Consider the following 19828-nt stretch of genomic DNA (forward strand, 5'->3'; position numbering starts at 1 on the left):
TAAACTTCGGGCACTCTGACTTAAACTTCAGGCACTCGCATTTAAACTTCAGGCACTCACATTTGGTGAGTGCCTTTTTATTTGTCGGTACATTTCCACTAACCATCTCGATTAAATCAAAGCCATTCAAGAATCAAAACATTCGAACCAACAATCTAACCACCCATCAAACAATTCACCTCCCGAATACTTATAACCCTAGCCATACCTCTGCAAATTCAACTGAAAGTCAAAATAAAAACAAAGTAAATATTTACTAAAAATAGATCACACTTTTAAACTTAATTAATTTTAAACATCAAAATTATCATTAATATTGGTTTTGCGATCGTAAGTAACCTGACCAATACGCCTTGAAGATCACCCCATATTAGAAGTCAGAACTGCTTGCGAACCTTCATTTATAACCCCGACACAGAAGTGATTAAAATGAAAAGTAGTTTTACTAAAAACACTCTTATTACAAGCTGTATTCTTGCTGCCTTAAGTACCACTGCCCACGCGGAAGAGTCCGCAGCAAACCACAGTGATACTCAGCCTCCTCAGACAGAAACTGAAACCCTATTTAATTTTTATGGTGAGCTTGGCCTTGGTGGTCACGTGGCACTCGAAGGTGATGATAAAGGCCGCTACGCAGACGGTACTTACATTGAAGCTGGCTTGGCTATCGAGCACGGTAATTGGTTTGGTCTTGCTTATATGGAAGGCTGGACAGTACAAGCCGACGACGAAGGCAATGCTTGGGCAACGGGCCACGGCTGGGGCGGCTTTGAAGGTGGTTTCAACCGCTTTTACGCTGGCTACCGCACAGATAACAAAACAGAATTCATGATTGGTCGTATGGACTCTTCATTAGATGACGTTCAATGGTGGAGTGACCCTACGGTTGAATACGGCTACGCGATCTCAAACACGCGAGACGTGCACCTTGGTGTGAAGATTCAAAACCTAGAAGGCAAGCTTCGCTACAGCGTTTCTTTCGCGCCAGAGTCTGACTTCTCTGAAGACGATGCTCTTGTTCACTTCGGTAAATACGACAGCTTCGCAGACCAATGGAAAGATAAGAACGCCATGGTCAATGGTTACCTCCAATACGATCTGACCGACGACTTAACCCTAATGGGTGGTGGTGAAGTTCGTAACAACGATGGTGGTGAACTATTGCTATTGGGTGCTGAGTACAAAAACTTCGCCACTCGTGTTTGGCATGATACCGATAAAGGCAACCAAGAGTCTTTCGGTAGCGAGTCTGGTATTCAAACCAGTGCTTGGTACGAAGCGGCACAAGGCGTTTACCTATCTGCAGCCTACAACTACGCAAACTTTGACGGTGACAATGGCGACAAAGAAATCACCTCTTACATCAATGCTGGCGTTTGGTATGAATACGGCAACGGCGCGTTTGCGACTGCTTTCGATAGCCGCTTTGGCGTAGGCAGCGACACTGAAATCGGCGACGCTCAGGTGTTCGCAATGCAATACTTCTACTGGTAATAACAGGAATTGATCATGAAACTGAATAAATCATTCGCAGCTCTCGCTATCGGTGCAGCCCTTGTCGTTACTGGTTGTGCTTCAAACTCAATCTCTGGCTCTGACACAGAACAACTGCAAGCCAACGAATTTAAGAACGTTATCGACCGTACTGGCTCACCTGAATACATGCGTGACTACGACTTCGATGACCACCAACGCTTTAACCCATTCTTCGACCTAGGCGCATGGCACGGTCACCTACTGCCAGACAGTGCAGAAGGCATGGGCGGATTCCCAGGTACAGCACTGCTTACCGAAGAATATATCAACTTCATGGCTGATAACTTCGACCGCCTAAGCGTGTTCAAAGACGGCAAAAAAGTGGCTTTCACTATGGAAGCTTATAGCCTACCGGGCGCATTGGTTCAGACGCTAAAATCTGACGATGTGACCGTAGAAATGACGATGCGTTTTGCTTCAAACCGTACCTCTCTGTTAGAAACAAAAATCACTACCGACTCACCGGTTGAATTAGTGTGGGATGGTGAACTGCTAGAAAAGACGCACGCCAAAGAAGGCGTGGCACAAACCGACAAAACAATCGCTGAAACTTACCCTGAGTATGACCGTCAAATCGTCGCAACCGACGATGGCCTAAAGGTGACCTTCGGTAAGGTTCGTTCGACATGGGATCTACTGACTTCTGGTGAGTCTGAATACCAAGTTCACAAGTCGATTCCAACGAAAACCACGGTTGATGGTTTAGCGTTTACTTCAACGGCAAACATTGAAGCATCGACGACTATCTACACCACATACTCGCATGTTCTAACGGCAGAAGAAGCGCAAGCGGAACAGCCTGAAATCAAAAAGATCATGGCAAACCCTACCGACTTCTTAGCCGCATCAGCAGAACGTTGGGAAGGCTATCTTGAGATGGGTTTAACCAACCCGAACGCGACACCAGAGCAAGAGCGTGTTGCGGTTAAAGCGATGGAAACCCTAAACGGTAACTGGCGTGGCGCTGCAGGTGCGATGGAGTTTGACTCTGTGACACCATCCGTGACGGCGCGTTGGTTCTCGGGCAACCAAACTTGGCCTTGGGACACATGGAAGCAAGCCTACGCAATGGCTCACTTCAACCCAGATGTAGCGAAAGATAACATCCGCGCGATGTTCGCTTACCAAATTCAGGCTGACGATGCCGTTCGTCCTTGGGATGAAGGTTACGTGCCCGATCTACTCGCTTACAACCTAAGTCCAGAACGTGGCGGCGATGGCGGTAACTGGAATGAACGTAATACCAAACCAAGCCTAGCAGCATGGGCAGTAATGGAAGTCTACAAAACCACCAGCGACGAAACTTGGCTACAAGAGATGTATCCAAAACTAGTGGCATACCATGATTGGTGGCTACGCAACCGTGACAACAACGGCAATGGCGTTCCAGAGTATGGCGCTGCTCGTGACAAAGCACACAACACACCTGAAGGTGAAATGTACTTCACCGTGGTTCGTGGCGATAAGCACGAAACAGTCGTAGGACAAGCAGCACTGGATAAAGTGGTAGCAGAAGGCAACTACGATTACATCGAGAGCCCCGCACAAACGGCTGCATCTTGGGAATCAGGCCGTGACGATGCAGCCGCATTTGGCTTCATTGATAAAGACCAGCTAGACGCATACGTTGCAAACGGTGGTAAGCGCAGCGATTGGGATGTTGAGTTCGCTCAAAACCGCGCTGAAGACGGCACTTTGCTTGGCTATTCATTGCTGCAAGAGTCCGTTGACCAAGCAAGCTACATGTACAGCGATAACAAGTACCTAGCAGAAATGGCTGACATTCTAGGTAAAGACGCAGAAGCGAAAGAGTTCCGTGAAAAAGCAGAGCACCTATCGAACTACATCAACACCTGTATGTTCGACGAAGGCACTAACTTCTTCTATGACATTCGTATTGAAGACAAGCCTTTAGCCAATGGCTGCGCAGGCAAACCGATTGTCGAGCGTGGTAAAGGCCCTGAGGGTTGGTCACCACTGTTCAACGGTGCAGCAACACAAGCTCACGCTGATGCCGTGGTCTCTGTGATGAAAGATACCTCAGAGTTCAACACCTACGTTCCACTGGGCACAGCAGCGCTTTCTAGCCCAGCATTTGGCCCAGATATTTACTGGCGTGGACGTGTATGGGTAGACCAGTTCTACTTCGGCCTAAAAGGTATGGACAGCTACGGCTACCGTGACGATGCGATTGAAATGGCAGGCGCATTCTTCGACCACGCCGATGGCTTGGTACAAGACGGTCCTATCCGTGAGAACTACAACCCGCTAAACGGTGAACAACAAGGTGCTCCAAACTTCTCTTGGAGTGCTGCCCACCTATACATGTTATACAACGATTTCTTTACTGACGCAGAGTAAGTAAAAACCTATACCTGTCTTCTGAAATTCAATGAAAATCTAACCTCATAAATTTCAGACTTTGGCACTCAGTTTCTCGCTGAGTGCCTTTTTTATATCTGAAGTAACGTAAGCGAAAAACAAGCACTTAGACTATTTGGCCTACCATGATCCTTTTACTCTGTTCGTTGTACTCAGCTAACACAGGCAAGCTTTTACTCACAAAAAGCAAAGAGTGCTCTTGCTATGAAATCCCATTCAAAAATTTCATCACCCTCACTGAAATATTGAATTCTGAAGACTTATTCGAATTTTATTTATCCTTATTAGCCTTCCGGACACTAATTTGATAGTCGTTTACTAAATAATAGCTAAACTATAGTGTCGTCTACCCCTTTTTTGAGAAAACCTAAATGCCTAATGCTGATTCCACCCTAAACAAACGTATGGGAATCGTTGCGCTCACCTGGCCAATTTTTATCGAAGTTCTTTTAAGAACCGCACTCAACACCAGTGATGTATTCATGTTATCGGGATACTCGGACAAAGCCGTGTCTGCCGTTGGTGTTATTTCTCAGATATCCTTTTTCCTGATCATTGTCTCGACCATGGTCAGCAGTGGTACGGGTATTCTAATCGCGCAATACAATGGTGCTTCCCGCACTCAAGAGAGCGCTCACGTGGGTGTAGCAAGTATCATTCTGGCCATTATTGCCGGTGTGCTACTGAGTGTGATTGCCGTTCTTGTTGCTGAATATTTTATCCCGCTTTATCAACTCGAACCTCAAGTCGAACAGTACGCGCAAGAATACCTGTTCATCAGTGGTGCTCTCACCTTCAATGTAACCATAGGTGTGGTTCTCACCACTATTTTGCGCAGTCATGGCTATTCAAAGTCACCGATGGTGATCAATATGATTGCAGGTGTCATCAACGTATTCGGTAACTACTGTGCCTTATATCAACCTTTTGGTTTGCCTGTATACGGCGTGCATGGGGTTGCGACCGCGACCGTCATTAGCCAAGTAATCGGAATGTTGATCTTGATTGGTGTGGTCAGAAGCAAAGGGATTTATCTACCAGTGAAGCAGTTTAAATCTGTGCCGAAAGCCATCTATCAAAAAATCATGAAGATCGGCTCGATGAACGCTGGAGAAGTGCTCTCTTATAACATGGCTCAGATCAGCATTACCTTCTTTGTAGTGCAGATGGGTACGTCTTCACTGGCTGCGTTTACTTACGCACAAAACATCGCTCGCCTCTCTTTTGCGTTTGCACTGGCAATTGGTCAAGGCAGCCAAATCCAAACAGGCTATTACATTGGTAAGGGTTGGATCGACGAGATTACCAAGCGCGTGCAACGTTACTTTGTGGTTGGCTTTATCGCGTCAACCGCGATCACCTGCATGGTGTATGTGTTCCGTTTCGAAATTCTCGATCTGTTCACGCAAGATCCAGAGATCATTGCGCTAACGGCGGCACTGATTGCAGGTTCCATCATTCTTGAAGCTGGACGAGTATTTAACCTTATCTTTATCTCTTGTCTAAAGGCTGCTGGCGACATTAAATTCCCGATCAAAATGGGCATTCTCAGCATGTGGGGCATTGGGGTTGCCATGAGCTATTTGCTTGGCGTGCATTGGGGTTATGGCGTATTGGGTGCTTGGATGGCAATCGCGATGGACGAGTGGTTCCGTGGAATCATCATGGCCTATCGCTGGCGAGCTAAGAAATGGACTCGATTCTCTTTTTAGACTTTTTAGCCTTCCATTTATCTTCACAAGATCGAAAAACGCCGCTCCTATTTCCAAAGAGCGGCGTTTTCGTTTTTAATTACCCGAACTCATCTACGCGGTCGCAAGTGCTTTCTTTCGCTTTGCTAGTCGTCCAAAAATACCGAGCAACATAACAATGCCACACACGCCATAAACTTGCATGATGGTTGGATCGTCCGATACAAAACCCACATCCGAGAACATAACGTAAGCACCAAGCACCATGTAAAGAATAATAGCCGAAGCCTCGAAACGGAACTCCCAAGGTGTCACATCAATATTCTCATTGACTGGCATCACGTACTCAGACTCACGCGGCATAAAGTAACCAATGATGAACATCAACGCGGTACATACCACGAACAGAATCGCTAATTGATGTAGGAAGTGAATCGGAGTTTTGAACACCAACTGCATTGCAGCGTAAGAACTTACAAACACCACCAACGCCACTTTCGCCGCTACAGCTGGTACACGTTTAGAGATATAGCCGACAAACACGATAGTGAAGATTGGCACACTGAAGAAACCTGCCACCATTTGTAGATATTGGAACAAACCTTCTGGTGCGTACATGATGAATGGTGCGATACATACCGAGATAATCGCAATCACGACACCAAAAATACGCCCTTTACCCACTAGCTCTTCATCGGTTTTACCTTGTCCGAATAGCGGCTTATACACGTTCAATGCAAACAGAGTCGTTGAGCTGTTCAACACACCATTAAAGGTACTCAAAATCGCACCAAACATCACCGCAACGAAGAAACCCACCAGCGGCTTAGGCAAAACTTCATTAACTAAACGGGTGTACATGGTGTCTGGGTTGCCCGCATCAGCACCAAACATGTGGAAAGCGATGATGCCTGGAATGATCAAGAACAGCGGAGAGATAACCTTAATCGCACCGGCAAGGATTACACCTTTCTGACCTTCTTTCAGGTTTTTAGCACCTAATGCGCGTTGAATAATGGATTGATCAGTACCCCAGTAGTACAAGTTCACCAAAAGCAGACCAGTAAACAATGTTGAGAACGGCAGTGGATCGCTTTCTGTACCCACCGATTGAAGCTTCTCTGGCGCGGCATAAAGCAGAATATCTAAGCCAGCACCAAAGCTACCTTCGCCCAGTACCATCAAACCAAACACAGGGATCATCATGCCGCCAACAATCAAGCCTACGCCATTAATGGTATCTGCAATTACAACCGCCTTTAGGCCACCATAAATCGCGTAAAAGAAGCCAAGTAGACCAATCGTCGCCGAAATCAGTGCAATTGAACTAAACTCTGAAATATTTAGCAGGGCCTGAACATCGAAGATTTCACCCAAAACAACAGCGCCCGCGTAAAGTGTGGTAGGCAAAATGTTGATCACGTATTGGCACAAGAAAAGTAACGTCACAAACTTCTTCACCGACATGTCGTAGCGGCTCTCTAAGAAATCAGGAATGGTGGTGATACCTTGTTTCAAATAACGAGGAACTAACATTAAAGCAATAATCACCAAGGTGACACCAGAAGCCACTTCCCAACCCATGACACTCATGTTGTGGGTGTAAGATTGTGCGCTCATGCCCACGAAACTGGTGGCACTCAAGTTCGTTAAGATAAGTGAGCTGGCAATTAAGCCACCGGTTAAGCTTCTTCCGCCAAGAAAGAAACCATCTTGTGAGGTGTTTTTGTCATTTTTCACTTTGTTGTAGGTAAACGCGACTACAAACCCAGTAAATAACAAAAATGACAACAGAACGGTAATAGACATTTTGTTTTCCTTAAGTTGAGTTATTGCGGCAGCAATACCTCGCTGCCGATTATAATTTTTATATTTAGATTTTTGTTTGTAGGGGTACTCAGAGTCAGAGATTCACATCTTTTTTAGATGCACAATCAAGGCAGACTCTGGGTCGAGAATAGGTAAGGTCAATCCAATCTCTTTGAGGTTATCGCCGCTTAAAGTCAGAGTTTTATCTAACCATTGAGGGCGTTGCTTCATGAGTTGGAAACTGGTTTGTGGCATCTCCACTAACTTCACTTGATACAGCGCACTGTCTTCCACGCAGCTAATACGAAGTGGTGATGGCAGAGCGTATTCAGGCATGGCCAACTGACACACGGTGATCAGCATTTCATCATCATTCTGCACCCCATAGATGTTCTGGTTTTTGTCCGCGGGATCCATGCGGAAACTACGACCTGAGTGCAAAATATGGCGGAACTGCTTATGCAGAGAGATGTAGTGAGAGAAAGCTTGCTTCTCTTGTTGCGACTCTTTAACCGGGTCAAGTTCAACGCCCATGTGCCCCATCAAAGCGGTGACACCACGCATATTGATACTGTGACGACGATTGGTTGAATGGCACTCAGCAGGGCCAATGTGCGCACCCATAACTTCTGGTGGGAAGAAGTAGCTCATGCCTTTTTGAATGGCTTGTCGTTCCAATGCATCGTTACAATCGGATGCCCAGAATCGATGTGTTCTTTTAAGGATTTCAAAATCAATGCGACCACCGCCTGATGAGCAAGATTCAATCTCGACCTTAGGGTGTGCTTGATTCAGTTGATCAACGAGACGATACAAGGCTTCAGTTTGACCATGCACCGCCGCCTTACCTTGGTGGCCCGGCTGAACTAATTCACGATTCATGTCCCACTTTAAGTAGCCGATATTGTACGTAGTCAGAAGCATATCAAGGCGAGAGAACAAGTAGTCAAAGCACGCTTCATTCTGCAAGTCTAAAACATACTGCCAACGACCAGACGGTTGATGATAACCTTGCAAACCTAGGACCCAATCAGGATGGTTACGGTATAGGTTTGAGTCTTGGCTGACCATCTCAGGTTCAACCCACAACCCGAACTCCATCCCCTGTTGGTTAACGTGTTCAATCACAGGTTCTAAGCCATTTGGGTATTTCACTTCATCGAGATACCAATCGCCTAAGGCCGTTCGTTCGCCATCACGACCAATAAACCAACCATCATCAATAATGAATCGTTCAACACCCATTGCGCCGGCTTCGGTTGCCATCTGCATGATGTATTCCGGTTTATGGTCGAAGTAGATGCCCTCCCAAGTATTTAAGTGCACAGGGCGAGGTTTATCGGTAGGGAATTGAATAATGTTGTCACGAACAAACTGCTGAAAACGTTGAGCAATACCGTTCAAACCAGAGTTGCTGTAACAGCCATAGAGCCAAGGTGTCTGGTAAGTAGCCTCTGGTTCTAGAATCGATTCACCCGCTAACAATAACTCTCCCGCTTGTACAAAGCGGCGGCCATCACTGCGAACATCAGCACGCATTTGGTGGTTACCACTCCAACCTAAATGGAAGCCCCACACCAAACCATTCTGTTCTGAGAAACCTTGCGTTCCTGCAAACATGCCAGGGAAGTTTTCATGTGAAGTACGGCCGCGACGGTTCTCTTGCATGAAGCCACCATGCTCAAAACGCTGACGTTGCGTTTGGAACTCATGACACCAACGACCATGGAACGTCATCAATTCATTGGCGTGGTTTGGCAGCGGCAACGTTGATGACAGCTTATTTAAATAGTATTTACTGCCCCCTTTGTTGGTTACTGTGATGCGCTTTTGAACCACATCCGATTCGTAATCCAGTTTAATTTCAACCGTCAATTCAAGCTTAGACACGGTGTCTTCTAGAACAAAAGTGGCTTGCTGAACCTGAGCTTCCACGCGGACGGTATTAAAAACGGGTGCCCAATCAAAACCATCACGATGCCCTTCTATTCCCGGCGCATTAAAATGACCGCTACCCAATTCAGGACAAAGAGAAAGCGGTACATCGACATCAAGGCGTGCTTGAGAGATCGGTCTCTCGGTTGATAACAAAAGATCTTCATCAATACTGGCGATCTTTGCGCCCCAGTGAAGAACCTCTGGAGTACGGCCCGATTTGATGATCAAACTGTGGTTTTTACTTGTTAGATGAATAAATTCGCTCATAGCCAATCTCATATTGTTTTCGTAAACATAAACTAAAATTAATAGTGAACTTGAAGACTGAAATTAGTACTAAAAAGGCTAAATAACGTGATCTAAAAACACTTATTCGTTGCTAAAATTTGCACAAGATCGACTGTTTCCGGAAACATATTTAATGTTTCAAATGACATTTTTTTGAAAGGGAGCAGAGTTTCATTTCGCTAAATTGGATAAGCTCATCGAACGACGGGAATATTCGATGGACGGTGTGATGAGTGTAACTTTTAAAGATGTGGCGAAGCTGGCTGGCGTATCGACTCAAACAGTATCAAGGGTGACGAACGGTTCGCAAGATGTCGCAGAATCCACTCGAAACAAAGTGAATGCTGCGATAAAGAAGCTTGGATATGTGCCCAATAAAGGGGCTCAAATGCTCAGCCGTTCCAAGTCCACCAGCATAGGGTTAGTGACGCTCGATATGGCACTGCATGGCGCCGCAATGATCGCTAACGGTGTACGAATGCAGGCTCACGATATGGGGTATGGCACCGCTTTTTCTGTAGTATCCGAACCGAACCTCACCAACACCCGCGAGGCTATTCGTGAACTGATGGCTCAACAGGTCGACAGCATCATTCTCAATGTGCCTTTAAAGAGTGCAGACGCCGAATTGCTGGTAGAACAATATCAACACTTGAACCTCATCTTCATTGATGTCCCTTCTAACAGCCAAGTTAACTATATATGCGGCGATCACGCCGAGGGCGCAAAGCTGGCGGCTCAGCATCTTATTGAAAATGGTCGCTCTGAATACTTGTTGATCAGCGGGCCTAACGAATCCAGTGCCTCACAAATCCGTCTTCAGAGTTGGTTGGGTGTGCTATCAGATGCAAACTGTCAGGTACAGTTTCAACATCAAGGAAACTGGCAAGCGGAAAGTGGCTACCTTGGCATTCGAGACGCCGTTGCGAAACAAATCCCATTTGATGCTGTGTTGGTCGCCAGTGATCAAATGGCATTAGGGGTTTTACGCGCACTGCAAGAACTGCAGATTCCAGTCCCTGACAAGGTTGCGGTCGTCGGCTTTGATGGCATCGAGGACAGTGCGTTTTTTAATCCACCACTGACCACCATCAAACAAGACTTCACCACGATTGGTCGACAAGCTGTGGTACTTGCAGAGAAGCTCAACGCTAACTCACAAGATGCTTTACTGCAGCACCATATCGAAACTGCATTACTCCCAAGAGAAAGTAGCCAACCTAAGGTGACGGCTCACTATGAAAAACAAGAGATCGAGCAACTGCTGAAAAGAATTCAGACCCTTTTGCCAGAATCGACATAAAAGAAAAAGCGCTAGGGGGAGCTAGCGCTTTAAGACCAACTAAGTCCGTTTAGCCTGGTAGTTTTTTAAGCTATATCATGAGGATATAACCAATTTTTTTACTTAGGTAAATCAAAAAGCCTATTCTTTACGACTGCCTTGAGTCGTAAATTAAGTATAGTCGGGTTCTTATAATAAACCGGATTTTTCTAAAATTAATTCATATGAATTTGACGATTAACCGACACAATAAACTATTCGGAAATCACAGATGAGATCGCATTAGTAATCAACTTTCTAAGTCGTTTATTTTTATCATCTAAATGCTTTGCCTTTCTATAAACAAGCTGGATATCAAAATCTGGAACATCAATTGGTGGCTTCACAGCTAGTAAGGTTTCTTCACTATCCATATCCTTGCGCGCGACTAGCTTGGGGACAATACACAATAGTTCTCTGCCACGAATGAGTCGTTTAACAGTTAAAAAGTTACTGGAAGATATCGCGACTTTCCGGCTTAAACCGAGTTCACCTAAACGAGTGTCCACTCCCGTCTTTAAAGCCCCTGCAGGGGAAACAAGCGCGTGCTCGACAGCAACAAATTGTTCTAGCGACATCGGCTCCTCAATAGATAGAACCGATTGATCAAGTAAACAAACATGTTGCTCCGTATACAAATGCTTTGTTCGATATTGCTTTGGTACCTCACCAAAGCTGCCTATCGTCATATCAAGCTTGGCATCGTCAAAGACTTGCTGGTAGTTACTCAGGTTTACATTGAACAACGCTACTTGAGAATAAGGAGAGGATTGCTTAATCAGGTCAAACAATATTGGAGCGAACATCTGCTCGGCATAATCAGTGAGACCAATCTTCCAAGTCCCTTTATAAGTCTCTGCATCAAACGATTTAGATAACAGAACTTCAGACTGGATGGTATTCAGTAGCGCGTCCACGGTACTTGATAGTTCAATGGCTCGGTCGGTCGCCTCCATCTTGCTACCTACACGCTCAAACAAAGGGTCATCAAACAACTTTCGTAGCCTTTGTAAGCTATGGCTCATCGCAGATTGGCTGACATAACAACGCTCAGCAGCCTTACTCACGCTATTCGTTTTATACAAAGCCTGCAGTGCAATCAACAAGTTAAGGTCGACCCCTTTCCAGTTAAAATCAGCCACAAATCAATCCCATATCATTCATAATTATAATTAAAACAATTAATTTGAATCATAGTTCAACTCCACCTAAATTACGCTAAACATTTATCTGGAATCGATCATGCTTTCAATTTTTAAAACCTTTTTCTGGCTTGGCTGGATTAGCTTCGGTGGACCAGCGGCACACATTGGCTACTTCCGTAAAACCTTTGTTGAGAAACTGAATTGGTTATCCGACGAAGAGTACGGGCAAATTGTCGCCCTCAGTCAATTTCTGCCGGGTCCAGGCTCAAGTCAGGTTGGCTTCGCGGTTGGTTACAAAAAAGGTGGCTTAACCGGTGCGATTGCCGCATTTGTAGGCTTCACCTCCCCTTCTGTCATCCTAATGTTGATATTGGCCTTAGTGAGCAATCAGTTGTTGGAAGCACCGCTTTTCATTTCTATCATCCACGGACTTAAGCTACTCGCGGTCGTGGTTGTGGCTGACGCCACTTTCGGCATGTACAAAAACTTTTGCCAATCAAAGATAGCAACAGCACTGTGTGTGATCACCGCGATTGTTCTGCTTTTAATTCCTGGGATCTGGCCTCAGGTATTAGTTCTATTGTTTGCTGCTATGGTTGGCAGTAAGTTCTTAACCTCACACGAATTAAAAACAGTACCTTCGACGCACAAGATATCGTTAACACCACTCGTGATTTTCGTTGCTTTACTGGTTGGTCTGCCTCTATTCAGTGCTTACTCTCAAGGCATTGAAGTATTTGGCTTGTTCTACCAAGCAGGTAGCTTAGTATTCGGTGGCGGCCACGTGGTACTTCCGTTGCTACAAAATGGTATTGGTGACCAACTGTCTCAAGATGCCTTCCTAACAGGTTATGCAGCAGCACAGGCAGTACCAGGGCCTATGTTTACACTTGCTACTTACTTAGGTTATGTATTGATGCCATCGGCACCGATCACTGGCGCACTACTCGCAACGATTGCTGTGTTCTTACCGGGCTTCTTATTACTACTGGGTGTACTGAAGAACTGGCAGGCGATTGCAAGCAAACCTTTAGTGGCAGGCGCTCTTACTGGTGTGAATGCGGCGGTAGTCGGGTTACTACTTGCGGCTCTGTATCAGCCGATCTTCACAAGTGCGGTGAGTGGCGGTTTAGACTTCGCTCTGATCATCATAGGTGTGTGGCTACTGAAAACGGTCAAGATGCCAATCGTAGGGCTTGTCGGCATGTTTATGCTATTCGGCGCTCTTACTGGCTTTGTTAACTAAAGATCTAACCGAAGCAAGAAGTTAGTGAATACCTAACTTCTTGCTTACGACTGAACGATAGGAGCCGTCGAACCTTTAACTAGCAGGCTTGATTCCATGGAAGTTAAAAAACAAATTGCAATCAATTAGCGGGATTGGGCTTAACGGCCAAAAAGAGTGTTTATTATCAGGGAGATAGTACTTTAAAAAGGCGATCAAATTATTGCAGGGATTAACATGTTCTCTCGCCATAATGTAATCGTAGTTCCACCCCTTTTTCACTCCAAGTTTTCTTGTCGTCATATAACGACCAACCTTCCATGCAATACCTGGGTCTGTAGGAATCAAAATGGACAAAGTGCCGCCCGGCTTTAATACCCTAAGCCATTCTTTAATCACAAGATGAGGCTCATAAAGGTGTTCCAATATATGTGTCGCAATAACACGATCAAAGCAGTTGCTTTCAAAGTCTAACGCTCGTGCATTCGTTACATTAAAAACGAGCTTGTCATAAGTACTGGTGTTACTGAGTTGCCTTTTTGCCACTTCAAGTGCGGCAGAATCGCCATCACTGACCGTATACTCGTCAAAACTATGCTGAACATGTCTCAAGTGTTCACCCGTTCCTGAACCCACTTCTAGCACCTTCGAGAAATGCTCTCTGTTACTGAAAGGCTTCTCACACGCTATATGACCCGCCCTCATCACATAGCCTGTTGTACTGCTTTCGTAGACTCGCTCGTCATATTCATCACTGAAACGGGACAAATAATCGAGCCACTCCTTGTCTTCATCCTTGTTTATTCTCATTCCTGAATCCTATTGAGATGGCTTGTGATCGTGACTTCTTAATATTGAAAGGATCCTCATCTCTCGTCTGCCGCGCGACACGTTGTCGAGTATCAAGCCGCAAAAGAAAGACATCACCGCGATAAGTGCAATTGAACTAGACAGAATAGCTGTTGGGACTCTTTCAACGAGCCCGGTATCAATAAAATCGATAATAACGGGAACCCCTAATCCCAATGAGATAAAGCAAAGCAACACCGACAAAGCACCGAAAAAAAACATCGGCTTTACGTCTCGTAGCAGGAACAAAATAAAGTTGAGGATTTTGATCCCATCACTCAATGTATTCAGCTTACTCGCCGTGCCTTCAGGCCTTGAGTGGTAATGAGTGGGTACTTCTTTGATCGACATATTATGGTGCAATGCATGCACGGTTAGTTCCGTCTCAATTTGAAAGCCATCACTGAAAATAGGAACCGTTTTTACAAACCGGCGACTCATCACTCGATAGCCAGAGAAAACATCATTCAATTGAGCATTGAACCCTTTATTTATCAGAGTCGAAAACATCTTATTACCCAAAATATGTCCTGCAGGATAAGCCTCGGAAGAGCGCTCTCGACTGCCAATGATCATATCGAGCTGTTCAGTAACCAGTTGTTCAATCAGTGTAGGGCAAATGGAGGCGTCGTAGGTATCATCACCATCAGCCATAATATAAATATCAGCATCAATATCTGAGAACATCCGTCGCACAACTTCACCTTTGCCCTGACGATACTCATGGCGAACAACAGCACCAGCTTGCAGCGCCTCTTCGACCGTGCCATCAGTAGAGTTATTGTCGTACACATAAACCGTCGCACTTGGTAGTGCACGTTGAAAGTCAGCCACCGTTTTTCCAACCGCTCCGGCTTCGTTATAGCACGGGAGTAACACCGCTATGGTTTGATTCTTCATGAGCTCTCCCTGACTCGAAACACTCGGTACCCATTTTCAATATTGTCGTACACAACATCTAACCAAGTTGGCGTATCTGAGCTGTACAGCTTATTGATCAATGCCTCCTCGCTAGCCGAGTCCTTTAAAATCAACAAATGCGGATCATTGCCAATAACAATGATATCGATGCTTTTCTCTATGATTTTCCGTTCGGCTAAGCTCAGATCTTCCTCTAGCATTACTTCAATAAGAAATTGGTTCCCAACAATATTTCGATGGTAAGGAGCAGCAATAATTCGATTATCCGTTTTTGCCAACACTGGAGCCCCCGTTTCAATCCCTGAAAGTATGGTGTGCGAATTTATATCGTTATCTTTTAACACCTTATGAATCTTCAGAGATTGCTCCTTTTGATCAAGAGTAGTTGTAATTTCTTCGGTTGGCGACAACGCGAGAATGACAAAGGCGACCGCTAGTGGTGCTCCAGAAGTAATAACCGCTGCTTTTATGATGGAGGAACGGATGTAATCTGCTAACTGAAGAATCACGTATGCTTGGAGGGGAGCCGCTAGCACAAAACACAACCTCATGACTCTAATCTGCCAAAAGATCGCAAGGGCTAAATTGAACATAAAGATGAGATACAAAATTGCGCAGTGGTGATTTTTACGCTTAAAAAGTGGATACAAAGTGGCAGGAATCACGAGCAAAGCGTAATTCTCTATCGAGAAAAAACCATGACTTGCGACATATCTAACGACCGATTTCGCTTCCGTCACTTGGTCTAACCAATAGACTTTAAGTATTGGAGGGTAATCAATTAACAACGCACTGCTGAGTGATGGATAAAGCACTGCCACTGGGATTAAAAATAGAACAGCTAGAAATACGAACAGAAAAACCTTTTGCAGTAGACTGTTATCTTCATTCATAAACCGATGATAAACATTAACGAAAAGCCAGCCACAGAAGAAAAGGATGATGAGAACAAATGATATTTCGTCGTACTTAAAAACGAAAAACTCATCGTAAGGCCGATTTAATAAAACCGCACAAATCCCAAACAGAGCGGAACTCGCATACAACTTAGAGATATAGCCAAACCACTCATGGCGAACAAGACCGTAATACACGGTGTAAATCGCGAAAAAAAACATGAATAGCAAAACATTATCAAGCCCCGTCCATAAAGATAGAGACAGCAAGATAGATTGCGCATACACACGCCACGCATGGCGCAACTGCTCATGATTCAATGGCGTTAAAGCTAGAAATAGGACCGCGAAGACCAGCTGAATATTATGATGATCAATAGAACCGGGTAAAAAATGGATAATTGAAGGCGAAGAAATCGCAAACATCATACTAATAAAGCGATACTTGGCACCGAAGAGGTGGTCAGCTAGGTAAAAGCATGACAGCGAAAAAAGTAGCAAGTAAAGCAGAGGGACAAGAGAAATGGATATTGTATAAGCAAGATTATCATCGACGATAAACAACAATGGAAAAGCTACGAGCGATAAGATTAAATCAGGAAAGCGAGACCAATGAATAACAATGCCATCAGCGGCATTAAAATTATTCATTGGCTCTAGGTACCAATGTCCAGTTGCCATCCAATCCTGAAATTGAACGAAACGCATATAGTCGTCATTATCATTCAGGTTAAGAGCTGAAACACTCTCCCACTTGTAAATAAAGATCACTGTGGCACAAACTAGCCAAATGACAGAGATAACAATGATATCTTTATTAAAACTCTCACTTTTAGGCGACATGAATATCCTTTTCACTGAGCCAAAATTTAAACGACTATTGCTCCATCTCTCTCACTTCCGCTAGTGCTCTGTTTAAGTTTTCGTTCGCAACTCTGTAATACGATGGTTTCTTGTCTATTGCTTGCTGAAGGTAAGGAACGGCTTCATCCGGCTTACCTTGTAATATTAGGAAATACCCTACATTATTCAACGCTTCAGGCGTATCCATATGTCGCATAAACATATTAGTGGCTTTCTTAACATCACCGGAAGCCAGATAAATGAGGGCTAGATTGTTTTGGGCCTTCTCACTATTTGGCTCTAACTCTAGAGCTGAACGCGTGTACTGATACGCTTCCTTGTAATTGCCGTACATGTAATGGGAGTAGCCCATATTCAACAGAGCTTTGAATGAGTTTTTGTCTATCTGCAGTGACTTTTTGAAGTACTCTTGAGCTATCTGATGCTTTCCGTCGACATCTTCCAACACACCAATTCCCATATATGCTGATGCAGGAGACATACTGTCAACCTTCAAGCTAGCGACTTCACTTTGGCTTAACGCTTGGTGGTTTTTAATCGTTTCACTGCTTTTCAAACGAACTTGGTCGGCATTAATCGCTTTAAAGAAATAACTTCGACCTTCATCCGTTCGTCGCTGCTTCGTATACAAAACGCCTAATTCCTCCAGTACCTCGGTATGTGCTGGATTGAAATCTAAGGCCGCCAAATACGCTTTCTCGGCAAGCGCCGAGTTGCCACGAGATGAATGGATTTTACCTATAGTAAACAGCGTTTTGTCGTGAAACTCTTGCTCAGGAAAAGACAGAGAGCGGATGTATTCATACAAGGCTAGATCGATGTTGTTGTCCCTTAATGCTACATCACCACGCATGATCGCTTCTTTCTCACTCAAAGGAGGGTCATCATTCGTTAACGTATCTATCGGTTTACCGGAATACAGTTCTGCATCAAATTGATTCGTTGGCTCATCAGATGATGCACAACCGAGTAGTAGCATTGGTAGGAAAAGTAGAAGGAACTTATTGTATAACATCATAAACTTGCTCCCGGCGCACTCAATGCGTCCATTACGATAAGTAGTCCTGGGCCAAGTGCAACAATGAAAAAACAAGGCCAAATAAAAATCAGCATAGGAAATAACATTTTGGTCGGTATTTTCGCCGCAATTTCTTCAGCGGCTTGCTGACGTTTATCTCTAAAGTCTTCAGTATAATCACGAAGCGTTTGCGCTAAGCTACCGCCCATTCTCGATGCATGAGAAAGCAAAGAAACCAACCCTTCCAATTCGACTAAACCGGTTCGCTCGATAAGCTGTCTAAGCGCATCAGGCATAGTGACACCCGCTTGGATTTTAGCAAACACAGTCTCTAGTTCATCCGCAAGTTCCGGCTGAGAGACATAGATCTCAGATGCGACACGTCCAAGGGCTGCATTAAAACCAAGCCCAGACTCGGTACACACAACAAGAAGATCAAGCGCATCAGGGACACCATTTCTTATTTTTTTCTGACGCTCTTTTTGTAACTTGTTCAGAATAATATTTGGCGTAAATGTTCCGAGAAAAACACAAGTCATGATGAGTAAATTATTGTAATCTCCACCCAACGATATGTAATAGACCATAAAAGCAGCGACGATGCCTATTAAACTAGATAAAACCTTCAACGCGTAGAAAACTGATAACGAGCTCTTCTCATGGAACCCAGCATGCATCAGCTTTTCTGAGTAAGTTTCATTGTCCTTTTTATTACCTTTACTTATAAAGGGGCTTAATGATTCTAACGTATTAGAAAAATCATAAGGTTTTCGACCACCAGTACTCCCCTCTTCAGATATTTGTCTTAGCTTCTTATCTAAAGGAGATCTAGCACCTAAAAACAAGAACCCAATAGTCAATGTTAATAAGACAGTAGTGAGCAAAATCATCGCATAGATAACAGCCTGAGAGCTGATCCCAAACTCTGCTAACATCTGCTTCCAGACTTCAATATTTAATAATTCCATAAGTTAAATCTCTATACTGATGATCTTTTTAATCCACAAGGCTCCGATCGCCAAGAGAACAATACCGACACTGACCATCGATAGACCGCGAGGATCTTTGTAAAGTGGCTCGATATATTCAGGACTGGCTACCTTTAAGGCAAAAAATAAACCAAAAGGGGATAAGGTTAAGATCCATGCTGACAGACGGCTTTCAGCAGAGAGCGTTTTTACTTTCCTTTCTAACTTAAAGCGGGCTCTTAGTACTTCAGATACCTTTTGCAGGTTCTCTGATAGATTCCCCCCAGTTTCTTTTTGTAGCATTACTGCACTAGAAAAAGCCAACATTGATACGGTGGGAACTCGCTCTGCCATCTGTAAAATAGCTAAACGTAAGTCATAACCGTAATTAAGTAAGTTGTAGGTATTTTTAAACTCAGCACCGATAGGTTCAGGAAGTTCTTCACCAACTTCATTAAATGATTGAACAAGCGGTTGCCCTGCTTGCAGTGCTCGTCGGATAATATCTAAAGCCTCTGGAAGTTGCTCTTCGAATCGAGCCATTCTATAAGCCACTCGATTTTGTACATACAGATAAGATATAACCCAAACAGAAATGAATGCTGCTAAACTAATAAACCATTCTTGATTGGTCATTATTGATATCAATGTGAGCAAGACACCACAAAGAGAAACAATAAGTAAAAACCGGCTCAATGCTAATTTAAAACCAGCTAATTCCAACATTTTTTTTAATCCAGCAAAGTATGGAATAACTATTAACTTACGGTCTATAGGAGATAATTCTTTGTTATAATGTTCTTTTAATAAAGATAGACTCTCTTCATCGATATTACGTTGCGCCTCCTTCAAACGCCGAGACAACTCTTTATGCTTCGCTTTTTTCCCTGCAGCAGGTAATAACAAAGCTTGAGAGATAAAAAGCACCGCAATGAATAACAGACCTAATGAAACGCTTACATTATCCATAACCTCTC

General features: G+C 44.3%; 14 protein-coding genes. 5 read left to right on the forward strand and 9 right to left on the reverse strand.

Features of this window, described 5'->3' with window-relative positions:
* Positions 1-429 precede the first annotated feature (429 nt).
* From ygjJ to AB4507_RS07330, 3 genes are all read left to right on the forward strand, one after another.
* Positions 430-1494, forward strand: coding sequence for a protein YgjJ (gene ygjJ, locus AB4507_RS07320; protein ID WP_372182463.1), 1065 nt, complete (start codon positions 430-432; stop codon positions 1492-1494).
* Between the two features lie 15 nt (positions 1495-1509).
* Positions 1510-3897 carry an alpha-glucosidase gene (ygjK, locus tag AB4507_RS07325; RefSeq protein WP_372182465.1) on the forward strand — a complete coding sequence of 796 codons (2388 nt, stop codon included), beginning with the start codon at positions 1510-1512 and terminating at the stop codon, positions 3895-3897.
* 392 nt (positions 3898-4289) lie between these two features.
* The gene (locus tag AB4507_RS07330; RefSeq protein WP_372182466.1) at positions 4290-5630 is read left to right on the forward strand and encodes an MATE family efflux transporter; all 1341 of its coding nucleotides are present in this window, start codon (positions 4290-4292) and stop codon (positions 5628-5630) included.
* 93 nt (positions 5631-5723) lie between these two features.
* Here the strand turns inward: AB4507_RS07330 and AB4507_RS07335 are convergent, their stop codons facing one another.
* Both AB4507_RS07335 and AB4507_RS07340 read right to left on the reverse strand, forming a co-directional pair.
* Positions 5724-7418, reverse strand: a complete 1695-nt coding sequence (locus AB4507_RS07335) for a solute:sodium symporter family transporter (protein WP_372182468.1) — start codon at positions 7416-7418, stop codon at positions 5724-5726.
* 102 nt (positions 7419-7520) lie between these two features.
* Positions 7521-9623, reverse strand: a complete 2103-nt coding sequence (locus AB4507_RS07340) for an alpha-galactosidase (protein WP_372182469.1) — start codon at positions 9621-9623, stop codon at positions 7521-7523.
* A gap of 250 nt (positions 9624-9873) precedes the next feature.
* Here AB4507_RS07340 and AB4507_RS07345 point away from each other — a divergent pair, with 250 nt between their 5' ends.
* Positions 9874-10947: a LacI family DNA-binding transcriptional regulator gene (locus AB4507_RS07345; RefSeq protein WP_372054916.1), complete on the forward strand. Its 1074-nt coding sequence runs from the start codon at positions 9874-9876 to the stop codon at positions 10945-10947.
* A 233-nt stretch (positions 10948-11180) separates the two neighbouring features.
* Here the strand turns inward: AB4507_RS07345 and AB4507_RS07350 are convergent, their stop codons facing one another.
* Positions 11181-12107: a LysR family transcriptional regulator gene (locus tag AB4507_RS07350; protein ID WP_372182470.1), complete on the reverse strand. Its 927-nt coding sequence runs from the start codon at positions 12105-12107 to the stop codon at positions 11181-11183.
* Positions 12108-12207: 100 nt separating this feature from the next.
* On the opposite strand from AB4507_RS07350, the gene chrA reads away from it, so the two are divergent.
* Positions 12208-13356 (forward strand): chromate efflux transporter, encoded by a 1149-nt coding sequence (gene chrA, locus AB4507_RS07355; protein WP_372132611.1) that lies wholly within the window; start codon positions 12208-12210, stop codon positions 13354-13356.
* A gap of 75 nt (positions 13357-13431) precedes the next feature.
* On the opposite strand, the gene AB4507_RS07360 is transcribed toward chrA, so the two are convergent.
* The 6 genes from AB4507_RS07360 to AB4507_RS07385 are packed head-to-tail and all read right to left on the reverse strand — an operon-like array spanning position 13432 to position 19820.
* On the reverse strand, positions 13432-14145 hold the full coding sequence (locus AB4507_RS07360) for a class I SAM-dependent methyltransferase (protein ID WP_017065822.1): 714 nt from the start codon (positions 14143-14145) through the stop codon (positions 13432-13434).
* 9 nt (positions 14146-14154) lie between these two features.
* Positions 14155-15084 (reverse strand): glycosyltransferase family 2 protein, encoded by a 930-nt coding sequence (locus AB4507_RS07365; protein WP_372112682.1) that lies wholly within the window; start codon positions 15082-15084, stop codon positions 14155-14157.
* Positions 15081-16844: a hypothetical protein gene (locus tag AB4507_RS07370; RefSeq protein ID WP_102319929.1), complete on the reverse strand. Its 1764-nt coding sequence runs from the start codon at positions 16842-16844 to the stop codon at positions 15081-15083. Before AB4507_RS07370 ends, AB4507_RS07365 begins: the two co-directional genes overlap by 4 nt.
* A 34-nt stretch (positions 16845-16878) precedes the next feature.
* Entirely contained in the window at positions 16879-17883 is a 1005-nt protein-coding gene (locus tag AB4507_RS07375) for a tetratricopeptide repeat protein (RefSeq protein WP_372182471.1), read from the reverse strand.
* On the reverse strand, positions 17880-18851 hold the full coding sequence (locus AB4507_RS07380) for a type II secretion system F family protein (RefSeq protein ID WP_102319927.1): 972 nt from the start codon (positions 18849-18851) through the stop codon (positions 17880-17882). Before AB4507_RS07380 ends, AB4507_RS07375 begins: the two co-directional genes overlap by 4 nt.
* 3 nt (positions 18852-18854) lie before the next feature.
* Positions 18855-19820, reverse strand: a complete 966-nt coding sequence (locus AB4507_RS07385) for a type II secretion system F family protein (RefSeq protein ID WP_102319926.1) — start codon at positions 19818-19820, stop codon at positions 18855-18857.
* Positions 19821-19828: the final 8 nt, after the last annotated feature.

It is taken from the genome of Vibrio sp. 10N.222.54.A3 (assembly GCF_041474095.1).
GTDB lineage: Bacteria > Pseudomonadota > Gammaproteobacteria > Enterobacterales > Vibrionaceae > Vibrio > Vibrio crassostreae_C.